This window comes from Ciceribacter sichuanensis, from assembly GCF_024055605.1.
GTDB classification, from domain to species: domain Bacteria; phylum Pseudomonadota; class Alphaproteobacteria; order Rhizobiales; family Rhizobiaceae; genus Allorhizobium; species Allorhizobium sichuanense.
The window spans coordinates 341,203-355,216 of record NZ_JAMXLX010000004.1 but is presented as its reverse complement, the minus strand read 5'-3'; the positions used below and the strand labels follow the sequence as shown (position 1 = coordinate 355,216).

The following is a 14,014-nucleotide window of genomic DNA, read 5'->3' as shown; positions in this document are numbered from 1 at the left end:
CAAGGCGTGCCATAAGAGCGTCATGAACAAGACAGCTTCCGCCCCTTCTGCCGCAGATTTCGCCCATGTCCGTGACTGGGTCTTCGATCTGGACAACACGCTCTACCCGCATCACATCGACCTGTTTGCACAGATCGATCGCAACATGACGGCCTATGTGTCGGAACTTTTGCAGATGGACCCTGCCGAAGCGAAGATCCTGCAGAAAAAATACTATCACGACCACGGCACGACCCTTGCCGGCCTGATGACGCATCACGGGGTCGACCCCAACGATTTCCTGGCCCGGGCGCATGCCATCGACTATTCCGCGCTTTTGCCGGATGAGGCGCTGGGCGAGGCGATCAAGGCGCTTCCCGGCCGGAAGTTCATCTTCACCAACGGTACCGTCGCCCATGCCGAGGCCGCGGCCCGCGCGCTCGGCATCCTCGACAATTTCGACGACATTTTCGACATCGTCGCCGCTGAGTACCAGCCGAAACCTGCCGGCAGCACCTATGACAAGTTCATGAGCCTTAACCGGGTGGACACGAAGAAGGCCGCGATGTTCGAGGACCTGCCGCGCAACCTGATGGTTCCCAAGGCACTTGGCATGAAGACGGTGCTGCTGGTGCCGCGCAATCTGGAAACGATCGTTCTGGAAAGCTGGGAACGCGCCGAGAATACGGAGCCTGACAACATCGATTTCGTCACCGACGATCTCACCGGCTTCCTTGAGCGGCTTATCGGCTGACCCCGGACGAGCCTCCCAACATTACCGAAGTTTCACCCAGCCTTAACAAGGTTTAAGTCGGCATATCGGGGCGTCGGGGTTAGTCTTTTCTTCGTAAACGAGGAAAGGAAAAGCCATGTACGCTCGCAAAACGACACTCGCCGCTCTTGCGACCGCCCTGCTCTTCAGCGCATCATCAGGCATAGCGCTCGCGCAAGGTGGCAAGGGGCCCGGGTCGATGGACGGCCACTGCGGCCCGCGTCCGATGATGATGCGCGGACCGGCCGGCATGTTCATCCGCGCATTGCAGGAATTCGACACCAACAAAGACGGCAAGATCTCGAAAGACGAGGCGAAGGCCGCCGGCGACACCCTGTTTGCCGCCATCGACGCCGACAAGGACGGCAACCTGACGCCCGGCGAACTGCGCAAGTATCACGAGGCCCGGATGGAGGCATGGAAGGCATCCATGCCGAAACCGGCGGCCACCGAAGATGCCGACAAGACCAAGGCACCCGCACCCCAGGACGATGCATCCGCGCCACCTCCGCCACCAGAAGACATGGCCGATGATGACGGCATGCCCCCACCGGATGGTGCACGCGATTGCGGCCCGCGGGATGGCAAGGGTTGGCATGATGGCAAGGGCTGGCGCGACGACAAGCCTCGCCCCGGCCTCCATGACGACCGCAATCGCCCCGAACGGGACGGTCCTCGCGAAGAAATGGGCATGGGCCCGATGGGATACCACGGCATGCGGCGCATGATGGCCCGGATCGATACCGACGAGAACGGACAGATCAGCAAGGCGGAAGCGGATGCGGCAATCGCCAAGCTTTTCGACCGATTCGACACCAACAAGGACGGCTTCATCTCGGCGGACGATTTTCCGGCCGGACCAAAGATCCTGCCCTGACAAGGCCTGTGCAGATGAAGAAGGAAGCCGCCGGATATCTGGCGGCTTTCTGCATTTTCAGGTCACTTCACCACGATATCGTGCGTGTGCTCGTATCGCTCCGCAATGATCTTCCATGCCTCATCGGCCGTTTCGACGAAGTGCAGGAGCTTCAGGTCTTCCGGCGCAATCGTACCGAACTCGGCCAATGCCTCGAAGTTCACGATCTTGCGCCAGAACTTCTCGGCAAACAGGATGAGCGGGATCGGCTCCATGCGCTTGGTCTGGATGAGGGTGACCGCCTCGAAGAACTCGTCCAGCGTACCGAAGCCGCCGGGAAAGATCGCGATCGCCTTCGCACGCATCAGGAAATGCATCTTGCGGATGGCGAAATAGTGGAAGTTGAAGCTCAGTTCGGGCGTGACATAGGGGTTGGGGGCCTGCTCGTGGGGCAGGACGATGTTGAGACCGATGGTCGGCGCGCCAACCTCGGCCGCCCCGCGATTGCCCGCTTCCATGACGCCCGGTCCGCCGCCGGTGACGACCACATATTCCTGATGATTGTGAAGGGCCGCATGTTCCCCGCAAAGACGGGCGAACTTGCGCGCTTCCTCATAGTAGATCGACGCCGCCTCCAGATTGGCTTTCTGGGTTTCGTTACGGGCGGCCCAGGCGCTGGCGCCGGGCGCGGGAATGCGCGCACCGCCAAACATGACGATCGTCGACTTGATGCCGCGCTCGGTCAGGATCATCTCCGTTTTCAGGAGTTCGAGTTGAAGCCTGACCGGCCGCAATTCTTCACGGCAGAGAAAATCGTCATCGAGATAGGCCAGCCGGTAGGACGGTGATTCCGACTGCGGAGTGCGTGGGATGCCGGCCACGCGGCTGCGATCCGTCTCACTGCTCTTCAGCGTCTTCCAGACCCCGCCGTCCCGCTGTTGCCGTCCGTTGCGCGGCTTTGCCATGCTTCATGCCTTTCTTTGCATTGCCGGGACTCGAATGCGCCGGTGGCTGTTTTCAACCCCGGTCGAATACGCTAGATCAGTCCCGGTTCCCGATTAGAGAATTCGGATATCGTCCGTTTCCACGATAGACAACGAAATTTAAGGAAATCAAATGAACGCCACGGATACGAGCGCCCTCGAAAAGGTCATCGAAGCCGCCTTCGACAATCGCGATACGGTCACGACAGCGACCAAAGGCGAAGTCCGCGACGCGGTGGAAGCCTCGCTGGAGTTGCTCGACAGCGGCAAGGCACGTGCGGCCACCCGCAGCGCAGACGGCACATGGACCGTTCACCAGTGGCTGAAGAAGGCCGTCCTCCTGTCGTTCCGCCTGAGCGACATGGACGTCGTCAAGGGTGGTCCGGGCGCCTCCACCTGGTGGGACAAGGTTCCCTCCAAGTTCGAAGGCTGGGGCGAGGAACAGTTCCGCTCGGCCGGCTTCCGCGCCGTGCCGAATGCCGTGGTACGCCGCTCTGCCTATGTCGCGAAGAACGTCGTGCTGATGCCGTCCTTCGTCAATCTCGGCGCCTATGTCGATGAAGGCACGATGGTCGACACCTGGGCAACTGTCGGCTCCTGCGCGCAGATCGGCAAGAACGTGCACCTGTCCGGCGGCGTCGGCATCGGCGGCGTTCTGGAGCCCCTGCAGGCCGGTCCGACGATCATCGAGGACAACTGCTTCATCGGCGCCCGTTCCGAGGTCGTCGAGGGCTGCATCGTCCGCGAAGGTTCTGTACTCGGCATGGGCGTCTTCATCGGCAAGTCGACCAAGATCGTCGACCGCGCCACCGGCGAGATCAGCTATGGTGAAGTTCCGCCCTATTCCGTCGTCGTCGCCGGCACCCTGCCGGGCAAGCCGTTCCCGAATGGCGAACCGGGTCCGAGCCTCTATTGCGCCGTCATCGTCAAGCGCGTCGATGAAAAGACCCGCTCCAAGACCGGCATCAACGAGCTGCTCAGGGACTGATCCCCATGCTGGCTGCGGCCCGCCGGCCGACTGTATCGTGGCTGTTCTTCAGCCCGTCCGGCCGGGCGGGCCGACAGACCTTCATTCTCGGCTGGCTGTTCTGGCTGATGATGAATTCCTTCGCGCTGGCCAAGCTGACGCTCGTTCCGGAGGACGACGACCTCCTTCCGCTTTACCAGCTGGTGTTCGTGATAAGCATGGGACTTTCCATCGTGTCGGCCGTGATGATGAGCATCAAACGGCTGCACGACATGAACATGCCGGGGCTGATCGCGTTGACGCTCTTCATACCCGCCGTATCGATGCTGGTGCTCTTTCTGCTCTGCATGTGGCCTTCAGCCCGCAGGGCCAATGCCTATGGAGAAACGACCGATTGGCCCAGGTTGTGACGCAGCCTTGGATGGTGACACGACGCAGCTGATCGGATAAATCTGCCCGATCCCTTTTCAGGTCGGATCGCCCGTTCGTGGTCCGGGCTCCATCCAGTGCAGTATGTCATGATCGCTACCAATCCCGTCGACGTTCTCCAGGCCCTTATCCGCTGCCCATCCGTTACGCCTCATGAAGGCGGCGCGCTGACAACGTTGCAACAGCTTCTGGAGCCGCTCGGCTTTGAAGTTTCCCGCGTCATGGCCCGGGACGAAGGCACACCCGACATCGAAAACCTCTACGCTCGCCTCGGAACAGACGGCCCGCATCTGATGTTCGCCGGACATACCGATGTCGTGCCGGTCGGTAACGAGGCCGCATGGAGCCATCCTCCGTTCGCCGCGGAGATTTCCGAGGGCATGCTCTACGGCCGCGGCGCGGTCGACATGAAGGGCGGCATCGCCTGCTTCATCGCAGCGCTTGCCCGGCTGGTCGAAGAGAAGGGTGCTCCAAAAGGCTCGGTCTCCCTGCTGATCACCGGTGACGAGGAAGGGCCTGCGATCAACGGCACGACCAAGCTGCTCGACTGGGCCGCTTCCCGAGGCGAGAAATGGGACGCCTGCCTCGTCGGCGAACCGACCAATCCCGACCAGCTCGGCGACATGATCAAGATCGGCCGTCGCGGTTCGATTTCCGGCACGGTGACCGTGCATGGCGTGCAGGGTCATGCCGCCTATCCGCATCTCGCCGATAACCCAGTGCGCGGGGCGATCAAGCTCGCGGAATCCCTTATGAACCCGCCGTTCGACCACGGCACGGACAATTTCCAGCCGTCGAACCTCGAGGTCACCTCGATCGATGTCGGCAATGCCGCGACCAACGTCATTCCGGCCAGCGCCGTCTTCAAGTTCAACATCCGGTTCAACGACACCTGGTCGGCGGAAAGCCTGCATGCGGAAATCCTGCGCCGTCTCGATGCCGCAGCAGCCGATACAACTCTGCGGCCGGGCCGCGAACCCATCGGTTATGACATCGTCTGGTCGGAAAGACCCAGCCACGTCTTCCTGACCCGCAATAACGCCCTGATTGCGTCACTTTCCGATGCAATCGAGAAGGTCGTCGGCGCTTCGCCGCAGCTTTCAACGACAGGCGGAACCTCGGATGCGCGTTTCATCAAGGACTATTGCCCGGTGGTGGAGTTCGGACTCGTCGGGCAGACCATGCACATGGTCGATGAACGCGTGGCGGTAGAGGATCTCGAGACATTGACCCGCATCTATCGCACCTTCATCGAACAATGGTTCGCGAATGCCGTCGCTTAAGGAGGTCGAGACCTACCTGACCGGACTATGGCTCCTGTTCAAGCAGGACCCGCGCGGTTTCTCCTTTCTCGATCTTTCCGACCGCGGCGCGCTGCGGTCCTTTTGGGCCGCCGTCTGGGCATTGCCCACAATCATCATTTCCTTCCTCTGGTGGCGCAAAGCCTTCCTCGAAACACTTCCGGCCGGCGCCGATGTCGGTGCCGTATTCTTCTTCCGCCTGACGCTGGTGGAGTTCGCCAACTGGGTCGTGCCGCTGGTTCTGGTCGGCCTTCTCTGCTGGATGGTGGGGATAGGACAGAAATTCGCGGCAATCGTGGCGATCTCAAACTGGATGGCCGTGCCGGTTTCCTATGCCTATGCAGCGCTCGTGCTGTTGATGATGCTGGTTCCCTCGATCGACACGATCGTGGCGTTTGCCTGGCTCGGCCTGATGCTCGCCTTCATCATCAGTCTTTTCCGTATTTTCCGTATGGTCTTCGGCAACCATATGTTGACGATCGCGACCGTCACCATGGTACTGCTCGTACCTTCGATGATCCTCTCGGAATTGCTGGAACGCTATCTCGAAGTATTCCCCGGCTAACCTCCGGCGCTCCCGCCCGGTCAATCATTCGTCGCTGGGATAATCCACCTTCATGAAGAACAGGCCTTCCGGCGGCGCGACCGGCCCGCAGGCTGCACGATCGCGCGCGTCGAGTGCCGCGCGCACATCCGCCGGCGTCATCTTGCCTTCGCCGGCAAGTTTGAGCGTGCCCGCAAAGGACCGGATCTGGTTGTGCAGGAAGCTTTGGGCCGAAGCCCGGATCTCGATCAGCTCACCCGACCGCGTCACATCCAGCCGGTCGAGGGTACGCACCGGGCTCGTTGCCTGACAATGCGCCGAGCGGAAGGTGGTGAAGTCGTGATGGCCGACAAGCATCTGGGCGGCGGCATGCATCGCCTCATGGTCGAGGGGCTTCGGCACCCACCAGGCGCGCTGCGCTTCCACCGCGAGGCGGGCCGGACGGCTGATGATGCGGTAGAGATAGTGACGGCGGATCGCGGAAAAGCGCGCGTCAAAGGCATCATCGACGGCGGCAACGTCGAGAACCGCGACCCGCTCTCCCGCCATGGCCAGATGGGCATTCAGCGCGTTGCGGAGCTTGTGAGGCACCCAGGCGCGCGAAAGATCGACATGAACGACCTGACCGAGCGCATGGACGCCGGAATCGGTTCTACCGGCACCACGAATCGATACCGTTTCTCCCGTCAGGGACAGGACCGCGGTTTCCAGCGCGCCCTGTACCGACGGCCCGTTTTCCTGCCGCTGCCAGCCGACATAAGGCGTGCCGTCATATTCGACGGTCATGCGGAAGCGGGACATCAGGAAAACACCGTGCCTGCCGCGACGGGGGTTCCGCGCAGGAAGTCGGCGGCATCGAGCGGCTTGCCGCCTGCCTTTTGCAGGCGCGTCAGCCTGATGGCGCCGGAACCACAGGCAACCGTCAGCGCTCCGTCGAGCACCGTGCCCGGTGCGCCCGTCCCTTCGGCCAATGTGGCACCCAGAACCTTGACCCGCTCCGGCTTGCCGTTCGGTTCGATTTCGAACCAGGCGCCGGGGAAGGGAGAAAGCCCTCGGATGTGGTTATGCACGTCTGTCGCCGGCTTGCCGAAATCGATGCGGGTTTCAGCCTTATCGATCTTTGCGGCGTAGACCACGCCATCCTCGGCCTGCGAGACAGGCTTGAGGTCGCCGGCTTCAAGCTTCGCGATCGCCTCGACCATGGCTTCGGCACCTGTATCGCGAAGCCGGTCATGAAGTTCGCCGAAGGTCATGTCGGGATCAATCGCGACCTTTCTGGTCAACGCCACGGGGCCCGTGTCGAGCCCCTTGTCCATCTTCATCACCATCAAGCCGGTCTCGGCATCGCCTGCCATGATGGCGCGCTGGATCGGAGCAGCACCGCGCCAGCGCGGAAGAAGCGAGGCATGGCCGTTGAAGGCCCCGAGACGGGTGCCGTTCAGGATCGCCTCCGGCAACAACAGCCCGTAGGCAACGACCACGGCAACATCTGCACCGAGCGCGCGAAATTCCTCGCGGTCTTCTTCGGCCCGAAAGTTCAGAGGATGGCGGACAGGAAACCCGAGCTTTTCTGCAGCGAGATGAACGGGCGACTTCTGCAGGTCGAGCCCGCGGCGACCGGCGGGACGCGGCGGCTGGGTGTAGACGGCAACGATATCGTGGCCGGCGGCAGCCAGAGCCGCAAGCGTGGCAACCGAGAACTCGGGAGTTCCCATGAAAATGATGCGCAGTGCCATTGCCTCTCAGCCTCCGTCGATGACGTATGTCCGCCGGAAGAGGCGGCCAACGAACCATGAGAAGGCTCAGAGCGCCTTCTGTTTGGCTACCTTGGTGAATTTCTTGATCACCATGTCGCGCTTGAGCCGGGAAATGTGATCAATGAACAGCACGCCGTTCAGATGGTCGATCTCGTGCTGCAAGCAGGTTGCCAGCAGGCCATCGGCCTCGGTGATCTGCTCCTTGCCGTCCCGGTCGAGCGACTTGACGGTGACGATGGCAGGACGTTCGACCTCGGCGTAATAGTCCGGGATCGACAGGCAGCCCTCTTCATATGTGGAGCGCTCGTCCGAACTCTTGATGATCTCGGGATTGATGAAGACGAGTGGCGTCTTCTCCTCTCCTTCCCGGCTGACGTCGATGACCAGCATGCGGCGTGCAACGCCCACCTGGATCGCGGCAAGCCCAATGCCCGGTGCATCATACATGGTCTCCAGCATGTCGTCGGCAAGACGGCGCACATCGTCATCAATGCGCTCCACGGATACGGAAACCTGGCGCAAAAGGGGATCGGGAAGGATAATGAGAGGCTTGATGGTCATGGCCTCCCATAACCGATCTTTTTCCCATATGGAATCGAAAAACGCGGGACAGGCCCGCGTTTGGAATGCTCCTGAAAGCTCACAGCTAGGCCGCGCGGGCGACGTGGTGCTGCGCCGAACTGTCGTGAACGCGAATCTCGCCGAGCAACCGCACAAGACCGGCAACCTCGTTGCGCAGGCGCTGGCTTTCCGCCGAGGTCTGTTCGATCATCGCGCCGTTCTCGTGGGTCAGCATGTCGATGCTGTGCGTCGCCTGATTGACTTCGCTGAGGCCGGTCGCCTGATCCTTTGCCGCACCGGCGATGTCCGAGACGATGGCATGCACGGCATCGATGCGCGAGATGATGTCTCCGAGCGCCGTACCCGTGTTGGAGACAAGGCCGACGCCTTCGTTCACCTGGTCCGAACTCTGCGAGATCAGACGCTTGATCTCTTTGGCGGCATCAGCGGTGCGCTGCGCCAGTTGACGCACTTCCTGCGCGACGACGGCGAAGCCCTTGCCGGCGTCACCGGCGCGGGCTGCCTCGACACCGGCATTCAGCGCCAGAAGATTGGTCTGGAAGGCGATCTCATCGATCACGCCGATGATCTTCGAGATCTCGGCGGAGGATTTCTCGATTTCGGCCATGGCTGAGATCGCGCTGGACACGACCTCGCCGGAGGTGCGCGCCTGCTGTTGGGCCTCGTGCACGGCCTGCGATGCACGCTGCGCGTTGGATGCCGTCTGGCTGACGCTCACCGAAAGCTGTTGCAGGGCTGTCGAACTTTCCTGAATGCCGGCGGCCTGCTTGGAGGTGCGCACGGAGATTTCGTCGGAAGACTTGGCGATGGTTTCGGTTCCGTCGAGGATTTCCTCCGAGGTCCGCCGGATCGAGGCGAAGGACGCGCTCAGGCGCGTGATCGTCTCGTTGTAATGTCCGGCCATTTCCTTGAAATTTTCCGGCAGATCGGTCGACATCTTGGTTTCGAAATCACCACGCGCCAGCGCTTCAAGGCCCTTGCGGAGATGGTCCATGGCGAGACGCTGGTCGGCCTCGAAACGTTCGCGATCCTGCTCGAGCTTGTGGCGCTTCTCTTCGAGAGCATCGAGATAGACCGAGATGGAATAGTCCATGTCCAGCATGGAAGCCTTGATGAGCGCACCGAGCTTCTCGCTCAGGGCCTCGGCGTGCCGCTTGCCGAACGGAAAGGGCCAGTGCTTCTTCAACACGCCGGAAACGAGTTCCGTCATCAGCATGGAATAGCCGCCGATATACCAACGGGGCTCCAGACCGATCCGGGCATGCGCATTGCCGACGGCAGTTACGCCCTTGACGTAGTCTGAGGTGAACTTGCCGCTGGACAGCTTTTCCCAATGGCCGATCTGGGCGTTCTTGGCCGCATCCATGTGCGCCTTGTCGCTGAAGAACCGCTTGAGCTTCGGTGTCGCGGCAATCTTCGCATAGAACTTGTCGAGCGCGCCGCCGATGATCTCTGCCAGTGTCGGCCGCAGCGAGTTCAACGTACTGCAGGTCTTCTGGTCAAGTTCAAGGAAAGCAAGGCGTTCGGAAAGATTGTCGTCAGTATCTATGCTCATTGTCTCGCCACGAATTTCGAGCCTCCCGAAGGAACCTCGTGAATGTCATCCAATATGAGATGAGCATTCGTGAAAATCCTAAACGACCGATGAACAACAGCCATTTAAAACTGACGAATTCCAAGAGCGCGACATGGGGCCGCGCTTGGCTGCACACCCAAGCTCAGCCGGCCCGACGATAGGCGAGGACGTCTTCGATCCGCCTGGAGGAGTGAAACTGGCCGACATCGTGTTCATCACGCGACCGGAAACCACGTAGCGCCGTGACCAGCCGTTCAACCTCTTCCCGCAGGGTGGCTGTCTGGGCCGAGGTCTCTTCCACCATCGCCGCATTCTTCTGGGTGATCGTGTCCATGCCGCCGACTGCGGTGTTCACTTCGTGGAGACCACTCGACTGATCCGCTGCCGCCGAGGCAATACCGGCCACGATGCCGTTGATCTCGCCGATACGTTCGATGATCTTGTCGAGCGCTTCGCCGGCATTGTTGACAAGTCCGACGCCGGTCTCAACCTGGGTGGAACTCTGTGAGATGAGACCCTTGATTTCCTTGGCCGCGCTCGCGCAGCGCTGGGCCAGTTCGCGCACTTCCTGCGCCACGACGGCGAAACCACGACCGGCCTCGCCAGCACGGGCTGCCTCGACACCGGCGTTCAACGCCAACAGGTTGGTCTGGAAGGCAATTTCGTCGATCACGCCGATGATCTTGGAAATTCCGTCGGAGGACTTCTCGATCGCGCCCATGGCGGTCACGGCATTCATCACGACATCGCCGGAGGCGCGCGCCTCGTCGAGGGCAAGACCGACGACCTTCGCCGCCTTCTGCGCGCCTTCCGCGCTCAGCGTGACATTCTGGGTGAGTTCATGCAGCGCGGCTGTGCTTTGCTCCAGCCCTGCGGCCTGCTGTTCCGTGCGCCGGGCAAGCTCGTCCGATGCATCAGAAATCGCAGTGGTCGAGCGCAGGATCTCTTCCGCAGCGCTCCGCACCGTCCCGATCGTGGCGCGAAGTTTCTCGACGGATGCGTTGTAGTCCGACGCCATGCCAACGAAATTCGGCGGCTGGTCGCTTGGCAGCTTGGCCTCCAGATCGCCGCCGGCGAGCTTGGTCAGCACGTCACTGAGGGCAGCAAGCGCGACCGCCTGCTCCTGCTCGGTACGGATTCGGGCTTCGTCCGCCGCTTTGCGCTCAGCAGACAGGATGTCGAGATAGACGGTAATGGAGTAGTCCATGTCCAGCAGAGCGGCCTTGACCAGCACGCCGACTTCCTCGGCAAGCGTCTGGGCCTCCTTACGGGCAAAGCGCGTCGGCCAGCGTTCGCGGATCACAGCATGGATCAACTGCTCGGCGAGCAATGCATATCCCCCGATGTACCAGCGGGGTTCCAGACCGATGCGGGCGTGAGCCTTGCCGACTGCGACAACGCCTTCGACATAACGCGCGTCGTACTGGGCGTTAACCACGACATTCCAGTGAGCTTCCTGCCGTTTCTTGGCGCCCTGAATGTGGTCCTCGTTACGGAAGAACGCGGCCGTTTCGGGTGTACTGCGCACCTTCCTGTAGAATACGTCGAGCGCTGAACCAATATTCTTCTTGATCGAAGGAGCCAACTTACGCAGGGTATTCTTCGCCTTTTCATCAAGACCAAGAAAGTTCAGGCGCGCCGCCAGCGCATCTCTCTCATCCACTTGCATAATTATTAACCCCAACTCGGAATTGACTTGCGCAAGAAGCGCTTCGGATCGCCCATTTAGAACTTTATAAAATACTGGAATGGTAAACATTGCGTTGCACAATACATGAAATTTCATACTTTTTTGTGCGAGCAGGTGCCTCCCTTTCACCACGCAATATCTGCCGGAAAACTGCGCCGCCCTACGCCCGCGAACCGGCCTAGCTTCGTCCCGCTTCCATCTGTTCCCGATTTGATCTATCGCGCGACTGGGAATCTGCTAGGATCAAAACATGAACGCGATCGACACGTCACTCCTTGGCCTGGACATTACCTCCTCGACTTCAAGCACCGCCACCATCATCGGCGGAGTGCTTGCGCTCGCAATTCTTGCCCTCCTGGTTTTATCGATACTACGATCCGGGCGGATGCGAGCCGAGCATGAGCTGGAGACGGCAAGGCGTGAAGCGGCAGCCGAAGCGCGGCTTTCCGAAATGCTGCGGGTGCAGACGGAAATGCAGGGCCGGATCACCGCCATGGCCGAGGTCTTCGGCAACCGGCAGGCCGAACTCAACCAGACGATCAGTCAGCGGCTGGACGGCATGACACACAGGATCGGTGCGACGATCAGCGAACAGACCAAGTCGACGCATGAAAACCTGCGCCGCCTGCAGGAGCGGCTGGCGGTCATCGACGCGGCGCAGAACAACATCCAGTCGCTCGCCAAGGACGTGGTCGGGTTGCAGGCGATTCTCTCCAACAAGCAGACGCGCGGAGCCTTCGGGCAATCCCGCATGGAAACGATCGTCGCCGACGGGTTGCCGATGGGAGCCTACAGCTTCCAGCCCACGCTTTCGAACGGCTATCGGCCCGACTGCACCATCCGCATGCCCAATGGCGCCCCGCCACTGGTGGTCGATGCGAAGTTTCCTCTGGAGGCGTGGAATGCCATCCGAGAGGCAGGGACGCCCGACCTCAAGAAGACAGCCGGCCAGCAATTCCGCCGGGACATCGAAGTGCATATCCGCGATATCGCCGAGAAATACCTCATCACCGGGGAGACCCAGGACATGGCGTTCCTGTTCGTGCCCTCGGAATCGATTTTCGCCGAAATCCACGAGAACTTCGAGGCCGTGGTGCAGAAGGCTCACAGGCAGCGGGTCGTCATCGTTTCGCCCTCGCTGCTGATGCTGTCGATACAGGTGATCCAGGCAGTGTTGAAGGACCAACGGATGCGGGAACAGGCCCATCTGATCCAGGGGGAGGTTGTTCACCTCATGGAAGATCTCGCCCGCCTCGACGAGCGGACAAGAAAGCTTCAGGGCCATTTCCTCGCCGCACAGAGGGATGTCGACATGATCCTGACCTCGGCGGACAAGCTGAACAAGCGGGGCGCCCGGATCGAAGCGATGGAATTCGAAGCCGCCGGTGGAACGAAGGAAGAGCCAAGCGAAACGCCATCCGGCAAGTCCGTCGAAAGCCGTACAGGGTTTCTCAAGCTCAGGGTTGTTGACGAGGACTGAGCAATTCGTCCAAAAGAAGCGCCGGAACGGAGGACGACAGTTCTATGATCACGGTATTCGGCTCCATCAACATGGATCTCATCGCCACTAGCCCGCGGCTGCCCAAGCCCGGTGAGACCGTCGGCGGCACCAGTTTCTCGACCGCGGCCGGCGGCAAGGGCGCCAATCAGGCGCTCGCAGCGCAGCGGGCAGGCTCTCAAGTGCGTATGGTCGGGGCCGTCGGTGCGGATCAGTTCGCCGAACCCGCGTTGCGTCTGCTCAAGGAAGCCGGCGCCGATCTTTCGACCATCAAGCACGTAACGGAACCCACCGGCACCGCCCTGATCGTGGTCGGCGGTGACGGCGAAAACATGATCGTCGTCGTTCCCGGCGCAAACGGCACGGTGACGGCAGAAGATGCGCTGGCGGCCGTCGGAAGCATGACGGTCGGTGACACCCTGATGTTGCAGCTTGAAGTCCCGACCCCTGCTGTCGAGCAGGCACTGACCGCCGCAAGGGCGAAAGGCGTTACCACGATCATCAATATCGCGCCCCTGACGGCGGATGCCGCCCGGCTTGGGCGCATGGCCGATATCGTCGTTGCCAACGAGACCGAGTTCGAGCTTCTGGCCGGCCAGGACGGCATGAGCGCCGACGAGCGCGAAAAGGTCCTGCTGCGCCTTCATTCCGAGACCAGCCAGACGCTGATCGTCACGCTTGGCGCCGATGGCGTCATCGCCGCGCGCGACGGAAGGCTCTACCGCACCAAGGGCCTTGAGATCACACCGGTCGACACGGTGGGTGCCGGCGACACCTTCTGCGGCTACATCGCCGCGAGCCTCGATCAGGGGCTCGACTTTGAAGCAGCGCTTCGCCGCGCAGCTGTCGCGGGCTCGCTTGCCTGCCTGAAAGCGGGCGCACAACCCTCGATCCCGCTTGCCGGAGAGGTCGAGAGCAAGCTCTGAACCTCAAGACCGGGTCAATACGGACAGCATGGTTAGCAAGAAAAACGGTCAGTTCTTCAACGACCGTTAAACATTGCCGCCTAGCTTCTCAGCCATTGAGTGTGTTCCGAGATGATATCGGACGCACGCGTGCACCATGATGGTGCCGAAAATC

At 61.2% G+C, this 14,014-nt stretch carries 14 protein-coding genes; 8 read left to right on the top strand and 6 right to left on the bottom strand.

Translation table 11 applies throughout. From position 1 onward, the window contains the following. Nucleotides 1-22 precede the first annotated feature (22 nt). A complete protein-coding gene (locus NBH21_RS14890; RefSeq protein WP_250913927.1) occupies nt 23-733 on the top strand; it encodes a pyrimidine 5'-nucleotidase in 711 nt (236 codons plus the stop codon). A gap of 115 nt (nt 734-848) precedes the next feature. Then, nucleotides 849-1,628 carry an EF-hand domain-containing protein gene (locus NBH21_RS14885; RefSeq protein ID WP_250913928.1) on the top strand — a complete coding sequence of 260 codons (780 nt, stop codon included), beginning with the start codon at nt 849-851 and terminating at the stop codon, nt 1,626-1,628. Between the two features lie 62 nt (nt 1,629-1,690). Here the strand turns inward: NBH21_RS14885 and NBH21_RS14880 are convergent, their stop codons facing one another. Continuing rightward, the gene (locus NBH21_RS14880) at nt 1,691-2,572 is read right to left on the bottom strand and encodes an LOG family protein (RefSeq protein WP_250913929.1); all 882 of its coding nucleotides are present in this window, start codon (nt 2,570-2,572) and stop codon (nt 1,691-1,693) included. A 151-nt stretch (nt 2,573-2,723) separates the two neighbouring features. On the opposite strand from NBH21_RS14880, the gene dapD reads away from it, so the two are divergent. The 4 genes from dapD to NBH21_RS14860 all read left to right on the top strand — a co-directional run bounded on the left by dapD (nt 2,724) and on the right by NBH21_RS14860 (nt 5,852). After that, a complete protein-coding gene (gene dapD, locus NBH21_RS14875) occupies nt 2,724-3,578 on the top strand; it encodes a 2,3,4,5-tetrahydropyridine-2,6-dicarboxylate N-succinyltransferase (RefSeq protein ID WP_250913930.1) in 855 nt (284 codons plus the stop codon). A gap of 5 nt (nt 3,579-3,583) precedes the next feature. Beyond that, nucleotides 3,584-3,967: a DUF805 domain-containing protein gene (locus NBH21_RS14870; RefSeq protein ID WP_250913931.1), complete on the top strand. Its 384-nt coding sequence runs from the start codon at nt 3,584-3,586 to the stop codon at nt 3,965-3,967. A 108-nt stretch (nt 3,968-4,075) separates the two neighbouring features. After that, nucleotides 4,076-5,269: a succinyl-diaminopimelate desuccinylase gene (gene dapE / locus NBH21_RS14865; protein WP_250913932.1), complete on the top strand. Its 1,194-nt coding sequence runs from the start codon at nt 4,076-4,078 to the stop codon at nt 5,267-5,269. Next, on the top strand, nt 5,256-5,852 hold the full coding sequence (locus NBH21_RS14860; protein WP_250913933.1) for a hypothetical protein: 597 nt from the start codon (nt 5,256-5,258) through the stop codon (nt 5,850-5,852). Before dapE ends, NBH21_RS14860 begins: the two co-directional genes overlap by 14 nt. Before the next feature lie 24 nt (nt 5,853-5,876). On the opposite strand, the gene truA is transcribed toward NBH21_RS14860, so the two are convergent. From truA to NBH21_RS14835, 5 genes are all read right to left on the bottom strand, one after another. Continuing rightward, complete coding sequence (gene truA / locus NBH21_RS14855; protein WP_250913934.1) at nt 5,877-6,632, bottom strand: tRNA pseudouridine(38-40) synthase TruA; 756 nt, start codon at nt 6,630-6,632, stop codon at nt 5,877-5,879. Further along, a complete protein-coding gene (gene fmt / locus NBH21_RS14850; protein WP_250913935.1) occupies nt 6,632-7,567 on the bottom strand; it encodes a methionyl-tRNA formyltransferase in 936 nt (311 codons plus the stop codon). Before fmt ends, truA begins: the two co-directional genes overlap by 1 nt. Nucleotides 7,568-7,633: 66 nt before the next feature. After that, nucleotides 7,634-8,149 carry a peptide deformylase gene (gene def, locus NBH21_RS14845; RefSeq protein ID WP_250913936.1) on the bottom strand — a complete coding sequence of 172 codons (516 nt, stop codon included), beginning with the start codon at nt 8,147-8,149 and terminating at the stop codon, nt 7,634-7,636. Nucleotides 8,150-8,234: 85 nt separating this feature from the next. Then, nucleotides 8,235-9,725 (bottom strand): globin-coupled sensor protein, encoded by a 1,491-nt coding sequence (locus tag NBH21_RS14840; protein ID WP_250913937.1) that lies wholly within the window; start codon nt 9,723-9,725, stop codon nt 8,235-8,237. 163 nt (nt 9,726-9,888) lie between these two features. Continuing rightward, a complete protein-coding gene (locus NBH21_RS14835) occupies nt 9,889-11,415 on the bottom strand; it encodes a methyl-accepting chemotaxis protein (protein WP_250913938.1) in 1,527 nt (508 codons plus the stop codon). A 271-nt stretch (nt 11,416-11,686) separates the two neighbouring features. Between NBH21_RS14835 and NBH21_RS14830 the strand changes: the two genes are divergently transcribed. Together NBH21_RS14830 and NBH21_RS14825 are read left to right on the top strand one after the other, a co-directional pair. Continuing rightward, the gene (locus NBH21_RS14830) at nt 11,687-12,916 is read left to right on the top strand and encodes a DNA recombination protein RmuC (RefSeq protein ID WP_250913939.1); all 1,230 of its coding nucleotides are present in this window, start codon (nt 11,687-11,689) and stop codon (nt 12,914-12,916) included. Between the two features lie 44 nt (nt 12,917-12,960). Next, nucleotides 12,961-13,860: a ribokinase gene (locus tag NBH21_RS14825; protein WP_250913940.1), complete on the top strand. Its 900-nt coding sequence runs from the start codon at nt 12,961-12,963 to the stop codon at nt 13,858-13,860. The last annotated feature ends 154 nt before the right edge of the window (nt 13,861-14,014 follow it).

What these genes read in the sequence shown, in the direction of transcription:
- NBH21_RS14890 (WP_250913927.1), top strand. Translation starts at nt 23, where the DNA reads ATGAACAAGACAGCTTCCGCCCCTTCTGCCGCAGATTTCGCCCATGTC.
- NBH21_RS14885 (WP_250913928.1), top strand. Translation starts at nt 849, where the DNA reads ATGTACGCTCGCAAAACGACACTCGCCGCTCTTGCGACCGCCCTGCTC.
- NBH21_RS14880 (WP_250913929.1), bottom strand. Translation starts at nt 2,572, where the DNA reads ATGGCAAAGCCGCGCAACGGACGGCAACAGCGGGACGGCGGGGTCTGG.
- dapD (WP_250913930.1), top strand. Translation starts at nt 2,724, where the DNA reads ATGAACGCCACGGATACGAGCGCCCTCGAAAAGGTCATCGAAGCCGCC.
- NBH21_RS14870 (WP_250913931.1), top strand. Translation starts at nt 3,584, where the DNA reads ATGCTGGCTGCGGCCCGCCGGCCGACTGTATCGTGGCTGTTCTTCAGC.
- dapE (WP_250913932.1), top strand. Translation starts at nt 4,076, where the DNA reads ATGATCGCTACCAATCCCGTCGACGTTCTCCAGGCCCTTATCCGCTGC.
- NBH21_RS14860 (WP_250913933.1), top strand. Translation starts at nt 5,256, where the DNA reads ATGCCGTCGCTTAAGGAGGTCGAGACCTACCTGACCGGACTATGGCTC.
- truA (WP_250913934.1), bottom strand. Translation starts at nt 6,632, where the DNA reads ATGTCCCGCTTCCGCATGACCGTCGAATATGACGGCACGCCTTATGTC.
- fmt (WP_250913935.1), bottom strand. Translation starts at nt 7,567, where the DNA reads ATGGCACTGCGCATCATTTTCATGGGAACTCCCGAGTTCTCGGTTGCC.
- def (WP_250913936.1), bottom strand. Translation starts at nt 8,149, where the DNA reads ATGACCATCAAGCCTCTCATTATCCTTCCCGATCCCCTTTTGCGCCAG.
- NBH21_RS14840 (WP_250913937.1), bottom strand. Translation starts at nt 9,725, where the DNA reads ATGAGCATAGATACTGACGACAATCTTTCCGAACGCCTTGCTTTCCTT.
- NBH21_RS14835 (WP_250913938.1), bottom strand. Translation starts at nt 11,415, where the DNA reads ATGCAAGTGGATGAGAGAGATGCGCTGGCGGCGCGCCTGAACTTTCTT.
- NBH21_RS14830 (WP_250913939.1), top strand. Translation starts at nt 11,687, where the DNA reads ATGAACGCGATCGACACGTCACTCCTTGGCCTGGACATTACCTCCTCG.
- NBH21_RS14825 (WP_250913940.1), top strand. Translation starts at nt 12,961, where the DNA reads ATGATCACGGTATTCGGCTCCATCAACATGGATCTCATCGCCACTAGC.